The organism is Candidatus Cloacimonadota bacterium, assembly GCA_012516855.1.
Taxonomy (GTDB): Bacteria; Cloacimonadota; Cloacimonadia; order Cloacimonadales; family Cloacimonadaceae; genus Syntrophosphaera.
In genome coordinates, this window is sequence record JAAYWB010000040.1 from 1 (window position 1) to 15520 (window position 15520).

The following is a 15520-nucleotide window of genomic DNA, read 5'->3' on the forward strand; positions in this document are numbered from 1 at the left end:
CTACTATATTAGTATATATTATATCTATCTAGTATATATATCAATATGATAGCTATCATCCTTCCAGGTCCTGGAGGGGGAGGTTGAAAAGGGGCCGTGGAAAGGGAATTGATGAATTGATGGAATTGATGAAATGAAAATTTGGGCTCGCCAGTGACCATGACGGTCGGGGTAAAGGCGGAAACAAAAAACCCGGAAACCAAGTTCCGGGTTATATGCGTTCAGGCCAGAACGGGCTTACTTGTTGAGGTCCTTGGCCTTGATATTGTCTTTTTTGGGTTTCACAGCCGCTTCCTCCACAAACTGGATAATGGCCATGGGGGCGGAGTCGCCGCGGCGGAAACCGGCTTTCAGCACTCTGGTGTAGCCGCCCTGGCGGGTGGCAAAGGCAGGGGCGATCTCTGTGAAGAGCTTCTTCACGAGGGTTCGGCTGCCAAGGACGCTGTAAGCCAGACGGCGGGAGTGGACGGTATCGGTTTTGCCGTAGGTGACCACGCGTTCGACGAAGCCGCGGAGTTCCTTTGCTTTGGCGAGGGTGGTGGTGATCTGGCCGTGTTCGATCATGGATCTCACAAGGTTGCAGATCATCAGGCGGCGGGCGTCCTTTTCGCGCCCGAATTTTCTTCCTTCATGTCTATGTCGCATTTTTCACCTTCTTTTTTGAGGGAGGAACCGGTTTGCGGGGCGGGGTGGGAACCTCGTCCTGGGGCTCGGCGGGAGCGGGTGTTTCCTCCACTTTCTGTTCTTCGGGGGTGTCTTCAGATTTGATGCCACGGCTTCTGGCGTCACGGATCTGGCTGTAAATTCCTTCCACATCCATACCCAGGTGCAGGTCGTATTTCTTCAGCTTCGTCACAATCTCTTCAAGGGATTTCTTGCCGAAATTGCGGAACTTGAGCATCTCCGCCTCGGTTTTGGAGACCAGTTCGCCGATGGTTTGGATATTGGCGGCGTCGAGGCAGTTGGCAGCCCGGACGGTGAGTTCGATTTCACGCACAGGCAGGGAAAGGATGCGTTCCTTTTCCTCCAGTTCTGGATCGATATGGACGTCACGGATGTACTCCGGCTCGGTTTCGAAGCGGCAAATCTTGCCCACCATGTCGCGCAGGATCTTGGCTGACAGGAAGAGGGCGATGATGGGCTCGACGGAGCCGTTGGAATGGATCTCGAGGATGAGTTTGTCGAAGTTCATGCGTTCTTTCACCCTCTGGTGGGTGACGCTGAAATTGACCTTGAGGATGGGCGAATAGACTGAATCGATGGGAATGAAGCCAACTGGCTTTCCTTCCGGGTTCTGGCGGTCTGCGGAAACATAACCGCGGCCGTTGCCGACGATCATTTCCAGCTTGAAATCGACATCCTCGGTGACTTCCAGCAAATAGAGATCCTTGTTGATGATCCGGACGTTTGGATTGTCCTGTATCTTGGCGGCGGTGACCACGCCTTTGCCCTTGTGTTCAAGCACCAGATTGACCTCATCCACGGAAGAGGAGTAGATCACCAGTTGCTTGAGGCGCAGGATCAGGTCGATGTAATCCGAGTTCGTGCCGGGAATGGGCGTGAATTCGTGGTGAAGACCTTCGATGCGGACAAAGCGCACGGCCGAGCCCTGGATCGAAGAGAGGAGCACGCGGCGGAGGGTGTTGCCGATTGTGGTCCCGAATCCCGGTTCCAGCGGGCCGATCTCGAACCTGCCGTATTGGTGGGAATAGGTTTCCCTGTCGTAATCCACGTTTTCGGGCATTTGCAGGGGTTCCAAGTATAGCATAATGACTCCTTGCTGGATCAGCGATTATTTGGAGTAGAACTCAACGATGAGGCGCAGGTCAACAGTATTGGGAATTTCCGCAGCCAGAGGGATGTTCACAAACTGCCCGCGCATGTTTTCCTTGTCCACAGTAAGCCAGGGGAAGGGAGAGCTGGCTTCGGAATTGTTCCAGGCCTCAGCAAGGGGTTTGATGCCCTTGCTTTTGGGGCGGACTTCGATTATATCACCATCTTTGAGCAGGTATGAAGGGATGTCCACTTTCTTGCCGTTGACCAGGAAATGACCGTGGTTAACGAACTGGCGGGCCTGCATCCTTGTGGTGGCAAAGCCGAGGCGATAGACGGTGTTGTCAAGTCTGCGCTCCAGCATCTGCAGGAGGTTGTCGCCGGTGACGCCACCCATTTTGGCGGCTTTCACGAAGTAGTTGCTGAATTGCTTTTCCAGCAGGCAATAGATGTTTCTTAGTTTCTGTTTTTCGCGCAGGTGGATGAAATAATCGCTGGGCTTGCGGCGCATGTTTCTGCCATGCTGACCGGGCGGGAATTTGCGCCGGTTCAGAATTCTGTCGTATTTGGCCGTGCCAAAGATGTTTTCGCCGAATTTCCGGCAGAGTTTCGCTCTTGGTCCTGTATATCTTGCCATGATTTTCCTCGCTTATATCCTTCTGGTTTTGGGTGGACGGCAGCCGTTGTGGGGAATGGGGGTGGCGTCTTTGATCATGGTGACTTTGAGTCCTGAAGCGTTGACCGCCCGGATGGCTGATTCCCTGCCGCTACCAGGCCCGCGGACGATCACGCCCACGCGGGTGAGCCCCATTTCCAAGCCGGTTTTGGAGACTTCGGTGGCGGCAAGCTGGGCCGCGAACGGGGTGGCTTTGCGGGAACCCTTGTAGCCAACTCTTCCGCCGCTGGACCAGGTGAGGATGTTTCCGGAACGGTCGGCGAGAGAAACGATCGTATTGTTAAAGCTGGAGTGGACAAACACAATGCCTTCGTCAAACGAGAGGCGGACGCGTTTTTTCTTGATTCTGGTTTTTTTGGCCATTTATCTGATCACTCCTATTTCTTCTTTTTTATCGCGCCGGGTTTCGGGCCCTTGCGAGTGCGGGCATTGGTGTGGGTGCGCTGGCCGCGCACTGGCAAGCCGCGTTTGTGGCGCAAGCCGCGATAGCTGCCTATTTCCATCAGGCGCTTGATGTTCATGGCCACCTGGGTGCGAAGGGCGCCTTCAACCACATATTCGTTCTGAACGATATCGCGGATGATCTTTTCCTCTTCTATGGAGAGGTCCTCCACCTTCTTCATCTCATCGACATTTGCCTTGCGGCAGATATCCCTGGCGATGGAGCGGCCGATTCCGTAGATATATGTGAGGCCAATGAACAAACGTTTGTCTTTGGGGATTTCTATACCTGCAATGTGTGCCAAGTTGGTCCTCCTTAACCCTGTCTCTGTTTGTGTTTGGGGTTGGAACTGCAGATAACACGGATCACGCCGTGGCGTTTGATTATGCGGCAGTCTTTACAGACTACCCGGACTGATGATCTCACTTTCATTATCGTCTCCTTGCAAGAGTGCAGTGCTTCCTGCAATGTATGTTTATTTATAGCGGTAGGTGATCCGGCCGCGGGTGAGGTCGTAGGGTGAAAGCTCCACCTTGACCTTGTCGCCAGGCAGGATCCGGATGTAGTGCATCCGCATCTTGCCGGAGCTGTGGGCCAGGATTTCGTGGCCGTTCTCCAGCTGAACCTTAAAAGTGGTGTTGGGAAGGGCGTCGGTCACGATTCCTTCCACTTCTATAACGCCAGTTTTGCTCATATATGCTCCTTCGTTTGGGTGAGGATCTCGGGCAGACCATCAGTTACAATGATGGTGTGTTCATAATGCGCCGAGAGGCTTCCGTCGGCGGTGAAAAACTCCCAACCTTTTTCTTTAACGCGGTTGGTGCCGATATTGACCATAGGTTCGATGGCGAGGGTCATTCCGGTTTGGAGGCGGGGTCCCCTGCCGGGCTGGCCGGAATTGGGGATTTGAGGCTCTTCATGCAGCTGGCGGCCCACACCGTGCCCGGTGAGGTTGTCAGCCACATAATAGCCCTGTTCCTGCACATAAGAGCCGATGGCATGGGAGATGTCACCAACCCGGCGGCCGGGAGTGGCGGCAGCAATTCCGCGGCGCAGGGCCTCAGAGGTAACCTCCAGCAGCCGGCGCGCTTCGGCCGGAATCTCGCCCACAGCGTAAGTGCGGGCGGCATCGGCATAGTAACCGTCTTTTACGGCACCCACATCGATGCCAATGATGTCGCCATCTTTCAGGATCACCTGCTGGGAGGGAATGCCGTGCACAATGCCGGAATTGGGCGAGGTGCAGAGGGTTCCCGGAAAGGGATTCAGGCCTGGAACGGTGTAGCCTTTGAAGGCAGGCCGGGCGCCTCGGGCCACGATGAATTCGTAAGCAAAGGCATCCAGGTCCCAGGTACTGACCCCGGGCGCGATCATCCCAGCCAGTTCATCCAGCAGTTCGCCGATGATGCGGGAAGAGACACGCATTTTTTCCAGTTCAGCAGGTGATTTGCGAAAGATCATATCAGCTTGAGCGTCCGCGGAGCTTTCCTTTCTTCATGAAGCCATCGTAATGGCGCATCACAAGATGGGATTCGATCTGGCGAAGAGTGTCCAGCGCCACGCCGACCACGATGATGAGCCCCGTTCCACCAAAATAGAAGGGCAGCTTGAAGATTTGGGTCATCATTTCTGGCATCAGGGCCACAAAAGCGAAAAAGACTGCACCGGGCAACGTGATACGGGTAAGCACAGAGGAGATGTATTCCGCGGTCTTTTTGCCGGGTTTCTTGCCCGGGATGTGTCCACCGTATTTGACCATATTTTCTGCCATTTCAGTGGGATTGAGCACCAAGGCGGTGTAGAAATAGGCGAAGAAGATGATCAGGCCAACGTAGATGATGGTATACAACCAGTGACCGGGCGTGAACATCGTGCGCAGATTGTACCAGAAGGTGCCAGCCTCAGCCTCGCCGCCCTGGAAGAGGGTGATGAGCGTGGCCGGGAACATGAGGATCGACTGCGCGAAGATGATGGGGATAACACCGGCGGTGTTCACCCTAAGCGGAATATAAGTGCTCTGCCCACCATAGACCTTGCGGCCCACGATGCGTTTGGCATACTGGACCGGAATCTTGCGGACGGCTTCAGTCACGAAGATGATCGCCGCTGTAACAGCAACCATCACAACGATGGCGGCCAGGGAGATGAGCACTCCGGACAAGCTGTGGAACCGGGTTTTGAAGAGGGTGATGAAACCTTCGGGGTAACGGGCGATGATCCCAGCGAAGATTATCAGCGAAATGCCGTTTCCAATTCCGTATTCGGTGATTTGCTCTCCCAGCCACATCACTATCATAGTGCCGGTGATCAACGTGATCACTCCGGTTAGGTGGAAGAGGAAGTTCGGCTGAGGAACCACTGGGCCGCCGGCTCCGGTCATGTTGACCAGGCCTACGGTGATCGTGATAGCGTTGAAAGCGGCCAGTGCGACCGTGAAATAACGGGTGATCTGGTTCATCTTCTTCTGGCCGTCAGCGCCTTCCTTGCGCAACTTTTCAAAATAGGGGATGATGCTGCCCAAGAGTTGGATCACGATCGAAGCTGTAATATAAGGCATGATACCCAGGGCAAAGATCGAGGCGCGCTCGAAGTTTCCGCCCACGAAGAGGTTCAGCAGATCAAAGAGACCGCCTTCCTGTCGCTGGAAGAAAGAGCTCAGCTGCACCGCATCCACTCCGGGAATCGGAATGAAGCTTCCCAGGCGATACAGTACCAGCAGCAGGGCCGTGATCAGGATCTTTTTGCGCAGGTCCGGGATACGGAAGATGTTCGCGATGGTCTTGAACAACTTACACCACCTCTGCCTTGCCACCGTTCGCTTCGATCAGCTGGATGGCGCGCTGGGAAAAAGCGTTGGCTTTGATGTGAACGGTCTTTGTGAATTCTTCGCTTACACTGGCCAGAACTTTCACGGGGTAGGAACCCTTTTTGCCTTTCACGGGTATCAGGCCCAACAATTCCAGCCGGCTGATATCAAATTCCGTCTCTTCCAGTCCCACAAGGCGGGAAAGGTTGAGCACGCGGTAGTTCTTGCGGTAGGGGTTTTTGAAGCCCCGCTTGGGCAGACGCCGGTTTATAGGCATCTGGCCGCCTTCGAAATAGGCGGGAACCTTGCCACCGGACCGGGCTTTTATACCTTTGTGGCCGCGGCCGGATTGCTGTCCCAGACCGGATCCCTCGCCTTTGCCCAAGCGTTTTCTAGCTTTTCTGCCAGCGGGTTTGCCAAGATTGGAAAGGGTTAGCATGTTATTCTCCCTTTACTTCTTCTACTTTGAGCAGGTACGATACTTTGTTGATCATACCGCGGATGCAGGGATTGTCATCATGTATCCTGGTTTTTCCGGGATTGCCCAGCCCCAGGGACTTGATGATCCGTTTATGGTTTTCTTTTCTGTTTATTGTGCTGCGGATTTGGGTCACCCTGATCTTCATTTTTCCTCCTGACCTGTGAGTTCAGCCACAGATTTGTTGCGCAGGCGGGCAATGTCGTTTAGGGTGCGCATGGACTTGAGCCCGTTGACAGTGGCTTTCACCACGTTGCAGGGGGTGTTCGAGCCCAGGGATTTGCAGAGGATGTTCTGGATCCCGGCCGCTTCAAAGATGGCGCGGGTTGTCCCGCCGGCAATCACGCCGGTACCCGGGGAAGCGGGCTTCATCATCACGCGGCTGGCGCCGAAACGAGACATGATCTCGTGCGGGATGGTGCCTTTGATGATGGGCACGGTGAACATCGATTTGGTGGCTTTTTCCTTGGCTTTGCGGATGGCATCGGCAATTTCATTGGCCTTGCCGTCTCCCACGCCGATTTTGCCGGCACGGTCGCCAACCACAACTATGGCGCTGAAACTGAAGTTACGTCCGCCTTTCACTACTTTGGCCACACGCTTGGTATCAATCACTGTCTCAAACAGTTTTTCTTCATCGGGCAGGTTGTGTTCGTAATTCAAGTTTCCTCCTTCAGAAATCAAGGCCAGCCTTGCGGGCGCCTTCAGCCAGGGCTTTCACCCGGCCGTGATATTTGTAGCCGGCGCGGTCGAAGGCGATTTTCGAGATGCCGGCGGCGATTGCTTTTTCACCCAGTTTTTTTCCCACTTCGAAGCCCTGTTCGGTCTTCTTGATGCCTTTTTCAAGCTCGATGTCCTTGCTACGCGAGGAAGCGGATGTCAAAGTACGACCTGTGCTATCGTCAATGATCTGGGCGTAGATGTGTTTCAGGCTGCGGAAAACGACCAGGCGGGGCCGCTCGGTTGTGCCACGCAGTTTTTTGCGGATGGCAGCACGGCGGCGGTTGCGAAGGGCGTGTTTGGCTATGTTGCTTGGTGTTATCATGATCGGCTCCTCGCTTTACTTGGTCCCGGCTTTTCCGGCTTTGATGGTTACTTGCTCGTTCTCATACCGCACACCTTTGCCCTTGTAGTTTTCGGGCGGCCGGCAGGAACGCACTTCGGCGGCGAAATGGCCGACGAGTTGTTTGTCGATGCCCTTGATGCGGATGATGCTCTGCAGGTCGGAGCGAACGGTTTTCGAACGGGGCACTGCCTCGGCTTCCACTGTAAGTCCTTCCGGCACTTCCAGCACGATGTCGTGGGAATAGCCTAGGCTTAGTATCAACCAGGGTCCCTGCCGCTCGGCGGAATATCCGGTCCCGATCACGTTGAGGGTCTTCATGTAGCCGTCAGCCACGCCGATGACCATGTTCTGGATCAGAGCGCGGGTGAGTCCGTGAACGGCGCGCTGGGTCTTGCTGTTGTCATTGCGTTTCACGTTGATGACGCCGTCCCCGAGCTCAACGCTCATGCCCGGCATCAGTTGGTAATGCAGTTCGCCCAGTTTTCCCTTCACGTAAATCACGTTGTCTTTCACTTCCACTTTGGTGTTAGCGTCAAATTTGACGGGGGCTTTTCCTATGCGTGACATTTAAAAAACCTCCTACCAAACCTTGCAGATGTATTCGCCGCCAACACGGTTCAGCCTGGCGTCGCGGTCAACCATCACCCCCTGGGAGGTGGAGATCACCGCGCAGCCTGTGTTGTTGTACACACTTGGAATCTTGTCGGCTTTCACATACACGCGCCTTCCCGGCTTGGAGATCCTCACCAGTCCTTGAATGATGGGCTTGCCATCATTGGTATAGCGAAGATTCACCAGGATGCGGCGGTAATTTATTTTCTGTTCCGGATCTTTGTCGAGAACCTGGACGCTGTTCACGAAATTCTCCGCGGCGAGGATCTTGGTCAGCGCCTCCACGAGGCGGCTGTGGTTCACGATCACCTGCGGATGTCCGGCACGATATGCATTGCGTATTTTGGTCAATGCATCAGCTATCGGATCGCTTACGCTCATTCGTATGCTCCTTTGTTCACCAGCTGGATCGGGTGATCCCGGGGATTTGGCCCTGGGACGCGTATTTGCGGAAACACAGGCGGCACATGCCGAAATCGCGCATGTAGGCCCTGGGGCGTCCGCAGATCTTGCAGCGGTTGTATTTTCTAACTTTGAATTTGGGTGTTCTTTGTTGTTTCAGGATCAGTGATTTCTTGGCCATCGATTCTCCTTATTCACTGCGCTGGAAGGGCATTCCAAGCTCCCGCAGCAGTTCGCGGGCTTCGTCATCGGTATGCGCGGTGGTTACAATGTTGATGTTCATGCCGCGCACAGCGTCGATCTTGTCATATTCGATCTCGGGGAACACGGTCTGTTCCTTGATGCCGAGGGAGAAATTCCCTCTGCCATCGAACGAATCGGTCGGGATTCCGCGGAAATCGCGCATGCGGGGGATTACTATGGCCACCAGCCGATCGAAGAACTCATACATGATCTCGTCACGCAGAGTGACTTTGCAGCCGATGGGCATGCCTTGGCGCAATTTGAAGTTGGAAATGGACTTGCGGGCCTTGGTGATGATCACCTTGCGTCCGGTGATCTGTTCCAGGTCCTTCACTGCGTTATCCAGCAAGGCTTTGTTCTGGGTGGCGTCGCCAACTCCCATGCTCACCACGATCTTGTCCAGACGCGGCACCTGATGGGGATTCTTGTAGGCAAAGCGTTTTTGCAGAGCCGGAACCACTGTTTTACGATACTGTTCTTTGATTCTGTTCATGTGGTTCTCTCCTACAGCTCGTCACCGGATTTTTTGCACACGCGGACGCGGTGTCCTTCCCTGATTTGGATCACTGGCTTGGAAACCGTGTTCAGCTTTTCGTTAAAGAGCATCACGTTGGAAGCGTTGATGGGCGCCTCCTTGGAAATGATGCCGCCCCGGGGGTTGTTCTGGGAGGGCTTGGTGTGTTTTTTGATCATGTGCACTTTTTCCACGATGACCCGGTTGGTCTTGGGATAAGCTTTCAGCACGCGGCCTTTGCGGCCTTTGTAGTTGCCGCTGATCACGATCACGTAGTCACCTTTCTTGAGTTTGAGTTTGTCTGGCATCATATACTCCTACAACACTTCCGGGGCCAGGGAGACTATCTTCATGTAGGCCTGCTCGCGCAGTTCGCGGGCCACCGGGCCGAAGATGCGGGTTCCCTTGGGATCGAGCTTTTCATCGATAATAACGGCGGCGTTGTCGGCAAAACGGATGTATGATCCGTCCGAACGCCCGATCTCTTTCGCGGTGCGAACTATCACGGCACGTTCCACGCTGCCTTTTTTAACTTTGCCACCCGGGGTGGCAGATTTGATCGCAACAACTATGACGTCGCCAACGCTGGCGTATTTACGTCTGGTGCCGCCAAGCACTTTGATGCACATGGCTTTTTTGGCACCGGAGTTATCGGCGATATTCAACATTGTTTGGGCTTGAATCATTCCAAAACTCCCATATTATTTGCTGCGCTCTACGATCTTGTGCAGGGCCCAGCGTTTGCGTGCGCTCATGGGGCGGTGTTCCACGATTTGCACTATGTCGCCTTCATGAGCTTCGTTGTTCTCGTCGTGGGCCATGAACTTTTTATGCCGGCGCACGGTCTTTTTATACAGCGGGTGGATGTACTGGCGGAGAACTCGGACGACGATGGTTTTGTCGTTCTTGTCGCTCACCACCACACCCTGTTTGATCACTTTACGGGTATCAGCCACGGTCACCTCTCTTCCTTTGCATTGAGTACTGTATTGATGCGGGCAATGTTTCTTCTCACGATGCGCAGGCGGTCTGTCCGGTCCAGCAGGTTCTTGGATTTCTGGAAGCGCAGGTTGAAAAGCTCCACACGCAGTTCCTCGAGCTTTTCGTGAAGGTCTGTCACCGACATTTCGCGGATATCATCGATCTTCATAATTCAACTCCTTCGCGGGCGATAACTCGGGTCCTGATCGGAAGCTTGTGTGCGGCAAGGCGCATGGCTTCCTTGGCGACCTTGACGTCCACTCCTTCGAGTTCAAAGAGGACGCGGCCGGGGCGAACCACAGCCACCCAGTATTCGGGAGCGCCCTTGCCTTTGCCCATACGGGTTTCGGCCGGTTTACTGGTGATCGGCTTGTCCGGAAATATCCGGATCCATACTTTGCCAACGCGCTTCATGTGCCTGGTTATGGCGATACGCGCGGCCTCTATCTGGCGGCTGCTGATGAAGGCGTCTTCCAGGGCGATCAAACCGTAATCGCCGAAGTCGATGTTGCTGCCGCTCCAGGCCAGGCCGTTGCGGCGGCCCTTCATCATCTTGCGGTGTCTTACTTTTTTTGGTGCTAACATTTACCTTCTCCTATCCCAGGATGTCGCCCTTGTAGATCCACACCTTGATGCCGATCACGCCGTAGGTGGTGTTGGCTTCCACGGTGGCATAGTCGATGTCGGCACGCAGGGTGTGCAGCGGGGTGCGGCCCTGTTTGTAGCGCTCGGTGCGCGCGATCTCCGCTCCGCCAAGGCGTCCGGAAACCTGAACTTTCACGCCCTGGGCTCCTTCCTTCATCACATTGCGGATGGCCAGCTTCATAGCACGGCGGAAAGCGACGCGCTCTTCCAGCTGACGGGCGATCTCGAGGCCCACCAAACGCGCGTCCAGCCACATCTTGTCGATTTGCTCGATATTGATGGAGACTGTGATCGGGTTTTTGCGGTCCTTGTTGATCAGAACGTTCAGCTCGTTGCGCAGGCGGTCGATGTCCTCGCCTTTTTTGCCGATCACCAGGCCGGGACGGGCTGTGTGGATATCGATGGTGATCGAACTGGTTTTGCGGGATATCTGCACCCTGGAGACCATCTTCTGGTCCAGTCGTTTGTGGATGTATTTGCGGATCTGGATGTCTTCCTGGAGAAAATCCACATAGGTGGAACCCTGGGCAAACCAGATCGATTCGGCGTCTTTGTTAACGCCGAGGCGGTACAGAATGGGGTGTATCTTTTGTCCCAAGGTAATCCTCCTATTCCTCTATTGTCCGTATTTCCAGAGCGATATGGCAGGTTTGCTTGCGGATCATGTAGGCCCGCCCATGCGCTCTGGGCATATAACGTTTCATTTGGGGGCCGGAATCGGCCATGGCTTCGGTCACATAGACCCGGCTGAGGTCGAGCCTGGGGTCTTTTACCTGGGCGTTGGCCACCGCTGAGGCCAGCAGCTTGCCGATCGGCTTGGCCGCGGCCCGGCGCGAGAATTGCAGGATGCCCTGCGCTTCGGGTACGCTCTTGTAGCGGATCTGGTCCAAAACCAGACGTGCTTTGCGGGCGGAACCGCGGGCAAAACGGAGTTTGGCTGTTGCTTCCATTATCTATGCTCCTTATTTACCCTTTTTCTTGTCTTTGTGGCCACGGTAGGTGCGCGTCGGCGAAAACTCGCCCAGCTTGTGCCCCACCATGTTTTCGGTCACATACACCGGCACAAACTTATGTCCGTTGTGCACCGAAAAGGTATGTCCGATAAAAGAGGGTATGATCATGGAACGGCGGGACCAGGTCTTGATCACATTTTTCTTGTTGTTGGCGTTCAGCGTTTCCACTTTCTTCAGCAGATGATCGTCAACAAAGGGACCTTTCTTGATTGAACGTGCCATTGTTTCCTTCCTTTATCTCTTCTTCACGGCTTTCACGATATATTTATCGGAATACTTGCGGGTTTTACGGGTTTTGCCGCCCTTGGAGGATTTGCCCCAGGGTGACACGGGATGGCGTCCGCCGGAGGATTTTCCTTCACCGCCGCCCATCGGGTGGTCCACAGGGTTCATCACCACGCCGCGCACGGTCGGGCGAATGCCCATCCAGCGTTTGCGGCCGGCTTTGCCAAGCTGCAGCAGATTGTGGTCCTGATTGCTCACCTGGCCCATGGTGGCCAGGCATTCCTTGCGGATGAGGTGGACATCGTTCGAGGGCATTTTCACATGCACATAGTCGCCGTCTTTGGCCACAACCTGGCCGTAGGCGCCGGCGGAACGGGCGATCTGACCGCCGCGGCCTTTCTTCAGTTCGATGTTGTGCACGGTGGAGCCCAGCGGGATGCGTTCCAGGGGCAGCGCGTTGCCCAAAGCTATCTCAGCTTCGGGGCCGGACATCACTTTCGATCCCACGGTCAGGCCTTCGGGAGCGATGATGTAGCGTTTTTCGCCGTCCACATAGTGCAGCAGGGCGATGCGCGCGGTGCGGTTTGGATCGTATTCAATGCTGGCGACTTTGGCCGGGATGCCGAATTTGTCGCGCTTGAAGTCGATCACCCGGTAGTGGCGGCGATGCCCGCCTCCGCGGTGGCGGCAGGTGATCCTACCCTTGTTGTTGCGGCCGCCGGTCTTGCGCATTGGCTTGAGCAACGATTTTTCCGGAGAGTCAGTGGTGATCTCTGTAAAGGTGTAGCCCGTGCGGAACCGCATGCTGGGAGTGGTGGGTTTGTATTTCTTGATTCCCATGCTTCGCTCCTTATGCCTCGAATTCGGCGATCTTGTCGCCGTCCCTCAGGGTCACGATGGCTTTTTTCCAATCCGGCCGTTTGCCGCTGTAGCGTCCCAAACGTTTGGGCTTGCCCAGCATCCGGATGGTATTGACGTCAAGCACTTTCACCGAAAAGATCTTTTCTATGGCGTGCTTGATCTCTATCTTATTCGCGTTGATGCTCACCTTGAAGGAATAGGTGTTGGTCCGTTCTATTTGGTTTGAACTCTTCTCGGTGATGATCGGAGAAATGATGATGTTGCGCGGATGGATCATTTGCTGAATACCTCCTCGACTTTGTTGAGGGCTTCCTGGGTCATCAGGATATAGCTGCTGTTCAGGATCTCATAGGCGTAAAGGCTGTCGGCGGCGTCGGTGATGACGTCCGGCAGGTTGGCGAAGGATTTCACCGTGGGCTGGTGATGTCCGTCGGTGACCACCAGTTTGCGGCCTCTTTCGGGGATCATTTTGCCCAGCAGTTCAAGCGCCTTTTTAGTGTTCGGGGTGTCAAATTCCAGCTTGTCCACGATGAAAACGCGGCCTTCGCGGGCCCTGTCGGTGAGGGCAACCTTGAGGGCCATGCGCTTCTTGGTGCGCGGAATGGTGCGGTACCAATCCTTCGGCAGGATCGCGAAAGCGCGGCCGCCGTGAACCCGGACCGGGGTGCGGCGTGTGCCCTGGCGGGCGTTGCCTGTGCCTTTCTGCTTGAACAGCTTGCGGGTGCTGCCGGCGGTCATGGCGCGGTTTTTCTTCTGCACCGTGCCCTGGCGTTGGTTGCCCAGGTACATGGTGATAACCTCATGCAGCAGCACTTTCGGGGAGTTGACGTCCACGTCGAAAATGTTGGCCGGAAGTTCTATCTCTTCCATCCGTTCGCCGAGGGAGTTGAATTTTATTGCTTTAACCATTTCTGCTCCCTTAGTGTTCCTTGTGGATGGTGACCAGGGAATTGCGGTGGCCGGGCACCGCGCCTTTCACCATGATCAGGTTTTGTTCGGCATCCACTTTCACGACCTGAAGATGGCGCACGCTCACCTGGCGGTTGCCGTGCTGGCCGGCCATCTTCTTACCTTTAAATACGCGCGAGGGTTGGGCGCACTGGCCGATCGAGCCACCGCCGCGGAAGGATTCGTGCACACCGTGTGAAGCCATGAAGCCGGCAAATCCGTGCCGCTTCATCACACCGGTGTAGCCGCGGCCTTTGGAATTGGCGCGCACGCAGACGGTCTCGGCAGTTGTGAACCAGTCCACTTTCAGTTCGCTGCCCACCTCGTAGTCATCGACCTGCTGGCCGAAGGCGGGGCGGAATTCGCGCAGATAGCGGAAAAAGGGGCTGTCGTTTTTCTTGAAATAACCCTTGAGCGGTTTCTTGACGCGCTTCTCGGGAAGTTCTTCGTAACCCATTTGCAGGGCTTCATATCCGTGCTGATCCTTGCTGCGCTTGCAAACCACGCGGCAGGGGCCGGCCTGGATCACCGTGACGGGGATCAGCTTGCCATTGTCATCAAAGATCTGCGTCATGCCAATTTTCTTACCGATAAGTCCCAGCATGATCAACTCCTTGTATTGGCTTTGATCTCCACATGCACGCCAGCCGGCAGGCTCAGCTTCTTCAAAGCGTTCGTGGTCTGCTGGGTGGGGTTCATGATGTCGATCAGACGCTTGTGGACCAGCATTTGAAACTGGTCTTGTGATTTCTTGTCGGCGTGGGGCGAACGCAGGATCGTATATAGGGTCTTGTCTGTGGGCAACGGGATCGGGCCGATGACCTTGGCGCCGGTATTGCGGGTGCTTTTCACAATTTCCGACACAGAGTGGTCCAGTAAACGATGATCGTAGGCCTTAAGCTTTATCCGGATGCGGTTTTCGGATTTACTCACTGGTTCCTCCACAATTTAAGCAGAAAATCCCTGTCGGGCTTATGCCTCCCTGTGCAGGGAAGCAGCGCCGCGAGCGGGCGTGTTCTGTTAAATATGCTTTCAGGTTGGCGGGGCACAAAGCTCTTGCTTTTGCCCCTGCGATACTCGTACGAGTATCCCGTAAACAGGATAACATCGTTCCTCCTAAAGAACTATAAGTCCTCGCAAAATATGGGACTTGTGCTATGCGCTGGGTGTATTTTTCGCAAGTGACGTTCACAATTTCTGCCGCTCCGTTTTCTGTCAATAGCTTTTTTTGGCTCTCTTTCAAACCGGGTGGGTAGCCCGGAGGGCGGCAGAAATGCTTAGCCACCTAAGTTTCCTGCCTGTCAGACCCTGAGCGCTCTTGTCCATCCCACTGCCATGCCCCTCGTACAATACTCGCATCAAGTGCGGGTATCATGCGGGAGGCGTGACTGGGACGCGGGTCAGGGCCTTAACGGCCAGATAGCAAGCCACACGCTGGCGTCGAGTGAGGAACGAGCATCGACGGCAGCAACAACAACTCCTGTAGTCCAAGCTCGCAAAGCTCGCTGGACTCCAGGCTCTCTTTCAAACCGTGTGGATAGCCCGGAGGGCGACAGAATCGTGGGGTTTGCATTCTTTCGCCTGCAAGGGGCTTGTCAGCTTGTCGTTTCCCTTAACAATATCCTACCCGCCCCAAAACCCACGTCATTCCTGGCTTGCCCCGGAATCCAGTTCTTATCCCGTTATGGATCCCGGATCAAAGTCACCTCGCAGGCTCAGTGACGTCCGGGATGACGTATGTTCGGTTCTTCCGCCAATGCCTTGCACGTCATTCCGGGCTTGCCCCGGAATCCAGTTCTTATCCCGTTATGGATCCCGGATCAAAGTCACCTCGC

Annotated in this window: 30 protein-coding genes; all 30 read right to left on the bottom strand. The window is 55.0% G+C overall.

Annotation, left to right across the window (positions count from 1 at the left end):
- Positions 1-237: 237 nt before the first annotated feature.
- From rplQ to rpsJ, 30 genes are read right to left on the bottom strand one after another with little or no spacing between them, the layout of a single operon-like run.
- The gene (gene rplQ, locus GX466_03645; protein ID NLH93297.1) at positions 238-645 is read right to left on the bottom strand and encodes a 50S ribosomal protein L17; all 408 of its coding nucleotides are present in this window, start codon (positions 643-645) and stop codon (positions 238-240) included.
- Positions 635-1768, bottom strand: coding sequence for a DNA-directed RNA polymerase subunit alpha (locus tag GX466_03650; protein NLH93298.1), 1134 nt, complete (start codon positions 1766-1768; stop codon positions 635-637). Before GX466_03650 ends, rplQ begins: the two co-directional genes overlap by 11 nt.
- A 24-nt stretch (positions 1769-1792) precedes the next feature.
- A complete protein-coding gene (gene rpsD, locus GX466_03655) occupies positions 1793-2410 on the bottom strand; it encodes a 30S ribosomal protein S4 (protein ID NLH93299.1) in 618 nt (205 codons plus the stop codon).
- A gap of 12 nt (positions 2411-2422) precedes the next feature.
- On the bottom strand, positions 2423-2812 hold the full coding sequence (gene rpsK / locus GX466_03660; protein NLH93300.1) for a 30S ribosomal protein S11: 390 nt from the start codon (positions 2810-2812) through the stop codon (positions 2423-2425).
- 14 nt (positions 2813-2826) lie between these two features.
- On the bottom strand, positions 2827-3195 hold the full coding sequence (gene rpsM / locus GX466_03665) for a 30S ribosomal protein S13 (GenBank protein NLH93301.1): 369 nt from the start codon (positions 3193-3195) through the stop codon (positions 2827-2829).
- Positions 3196-3206: 11 nt separating this feature from the next.
- Positions 3207-3323 (bottom strand): 50S ribosomal protein L36, encoded by a 117-nt coding sequence (gene rpmJ / locus GX466_03670; GenBank protein NLH93302.1) that lies wholly within the window; start codon positions 3321-3323, stop codon positions 3207-3209.
- A gap of 43 nt (positions 3324-3366) precedes the next feature.
- Positions 3367-3585 carry a translation initiation factor IF-1 gene (gene infA / locus GX466_03675; protein ID NLH93303.1) on the bottom strand — a complete coding sequence of 73 codons (219 nt, stop codon included), beginning with the start codon at positions 3583-3585 and terminating at the stop codon, positions 3367-3369.
- Entirely contained in the window at positions 3582-4352 is a 771-nt protein-coding gene (gene map, locus GX466_03680) for a type I methionyl aminopeptidase (GenBank protein ID NLH93304.1), read from the bottom strand. The genes infA and map overlap by 4 nt, the downstream gene beginning before the upstream one ends.
- 1 nt (position 4353) lies before the next feature.
- Entirely contained in the window at positions 4354-5679 is a 1326-nt protein-coding gene (secY, locus tag GX466_03685) for a preprotein translocase subunit SecY (GenBank protein NLH93305.1), read from the bottom strand.
- 1 nt (position 5680) lies between these two features.
- Entirely contained in the window at positions 5681-6136 is a 456-nt protein-coding gene (gene rplO, locus GX466_03690) for a 50S ribosomal protein L15 (protein NLH93306.1), read from the bottom strand.
- Between the two features lies 1 nt (position 6137).
- Positions 6138-6323 carry a 50S ribosomal protein L30 gene (gene rpmD, locus GX466_03695; protein NLH93307.1) on the bottom strand — a complete coding sequence of 62 codons (186 nt, stop codon included), beginning with the start codon at positions 6321-6323 and terminating at the stop codon, positions 6138-6140.
- Positions 6320-6838 carry a 30S ribosomal protein S5 gene (gene rpsE, locus GX466_03700; GenBank protein ID NLH93308.1) on the bottom strand — a complete coding sequence of 173 codons (519 nt, stop codon included), beginning with the start codon at positions 6836-6838 and terminating at the stop codon, positions 6320-6322. Before rpsE ends, rpmD begins: the two co-directional genes overlap by 4 nt.
- Positions 6839-6848: 10 nt before the next feature.
- Entirely contained in the window at positions 6849-7220 is a 372-nt protein-coding gene (gene rplR / locus GX466_03705; GenBank protein ID NLH93309.1) for a 50S ribosomal protein L18, read from the bottom strand.
- Positions 7221-7235: 15 nt separating this feature from the next.
- Complete coding sequence (gene rplF, locus GX466_03710; protein ID NLH93310.1) at positions 7236-7808, bottom strand: 50S ribosomal protein L6; 573 nt, start codon at positions 7806-7808, stop codon at positions 7236-7238.
- A gap of 12 nt (positions 7809-7820) precedes the next feature.
- Positions 7821-8234, bottom strand: coding sequence for a 30S ribosomal protein S8 (gene rpsH / locus GX466_03715; protein NLH93311.1), 414 nt, complete (start codon positions 8232-8234; stop codon positions 7821-7823).
- A 16-nt stretch (positions 8235-8250) separates the two neighbouring features.
- Positions 8251-8436 carry a type Z 30S ribosomal protein S14 gene (locus GX466_03720; protein ID NLH93312.1) on the bottom strand — a complete coding sequence of 62 codons (186 nt, stop codon included), beginning with the start codon at positions 8434-8436 and terminating at the stop codon, positions 8251-8253.
- Positions 8437-8445: 9 nt separating this feature from the next.
- Positions 8446-8991, bottom strand: a complete 546-nt coding sequence (gene rplE / locus GX466_03725) for a 50S ribosomal protein L5 (GenBank protein ID NLH93313.1) — start codon at positions 8989-8991, stop codon at positions 8446-8448.
- 11 nt (positions 8992-9002) lie between these two features.
- Complete coding sequence (rplX, locus tag GX466_03730) at positions 9003-9323, bottom strand: 50S ribosomal protein L24 (GenBank protein ID NLH93314.1); 321 nt, start codon at positions 9321-9323, stop codon at positions 9003-9005.
- Positions 9324-9329: 6 nt separating this feature from the next.
- Complete coding sequence (gene rplN, locus GX466_03735) at positions 9330-9698, bottom strand: 50S ribosomal protein L14 (GenBank protein ID NLH93315.1); 369 nt, start codon at positions 9696-9698, stop codon at positions 9330-9332.
- Between the two features lie 15 nt (positions 9699-9713).
- Entirely contained in the window at positions 9714-9968 is a 255-nt protein-coding gene (gene rpsQ, locus GX466_03740; protein ID NLH93316.1) for a 30S ribosomal protein S17, read from the bottom strand.
- Positions 9969-9970: 2 nt separating this feature from the next.
- A complete protein-coding gene (gene rpmC, locus GX466_03745) occupies positions 9971-10162 on the bottom strand; it encodes a 50S ribosomal protein L29 (GenBank protein NLH93317.1) in 192 nt (63 codons plus the stop codon).
- Positions 10159-10578 (bottom strand): 50S ribosomal protein L16, encoded by a 420-nt coding sequence (gene rplP / locus GX466_03750; protein NLH93318.1) that lies wholly within the window; start codon positions 10576-10578, stop codon positions 10159-10161. The genes rpmC and rplP overlap by 4 nt, the downstream gene beginning before the upstream one ends.
- Before the next feature lie 10 nt (positions 10579-10588).
- Positions 10589-11236, bottom strand: a complete 648-nt coding sequence (gene rpsC / locus GX466_03755; GenBank protein NLH93319.1) for a 30S ribosomal protein S3 — start codon at positions 11234-11236, stop codon at positions 10589-10591.
- A 10-nt stretch (positions 11237-11246) separates the two neighbouring features.
- Complete coding sequence (gene rplV, locus GX466_03760; GenBank protein NLH93320.1) at positions 11247-11588, bottom strand: 50S ribosomal protein L22; 342 nt, start codon at positions 11586-11588, stop codon at positions 11247-11249.
- 12 nt (positions 11589-11600) lie between these two features.
- The gene (gene rpsS, locus GX466_03765; protein NLH93321.1) at positions 11601-11873 is read right to left on the bottom strand and encodes a 30S ribosomal protein S19; all 273 of its coding nucleotides are present in this window, start codon (positions 11871-11873) and stop codon (positions 11601-11603) included.
- Between the two features lie 12 nt (positions 11874-11885).
- Positions 11886-12716, bottom strand: a complete 831-nt coding sequence (rplB, locus tag GX466_03770) for a 50S ribosomal protein L2 (GenBank protein ID NLH93322.1) — start codon at positions 12714-12716, stop codon at positions 11886-11888.
- Positions 12717-12726: 10 nt separating this feature from the next.
- Complete coding sequence (rplW, locus tag GX466_03775; GenBank protein NLH93323.1) at positions 12727-13014, bottom strand: 50S ribosomal protein L23; 288 nt, start codon at positions 13012-13014, stop codon at positions 12727-12729.
- Positions 13011-13646 carry a 50S ribosomal protein L4 gene (rplD, locus tag GX466_03780; GenBank protein ID NLH93324.1) on the bottom strand — a complete coding sequence of 212 codons (636 nt, stop codon included), beginning with the start codon at positions 13644-13646 and terminating at the stop codon, positions 13011-13013. Before rplD ends, rplW begins: the two co-directional genes overlap by 4 nt.
- A gap of 10 nt (positions 13647-13656) precedes the next feature.
- On the bottom strand, positions 13657-14289 hold the full coding sequence (rplC, locus tag GX466_03785) for a 50S ribosomal protein L3 (protein NLH93325.1): 633 nt from the start codon (positions 14287-14289) through the stop codon (positions 13657-13659).
- Positions 14290-14291: 2 nt separating this feature from the next.
- Positions 14292-14618, bottom strand: coding sequence for a 30S ribosomal protein S10 (gene rpsJ, locus GX466_03790; GenBank protein NLH93326.1), 327 nt, complete (start codon positions 14616-14618; stop codon positions 14292-14294).
- Positions 14619-15520: the final 902 nt, after the last annotated feature.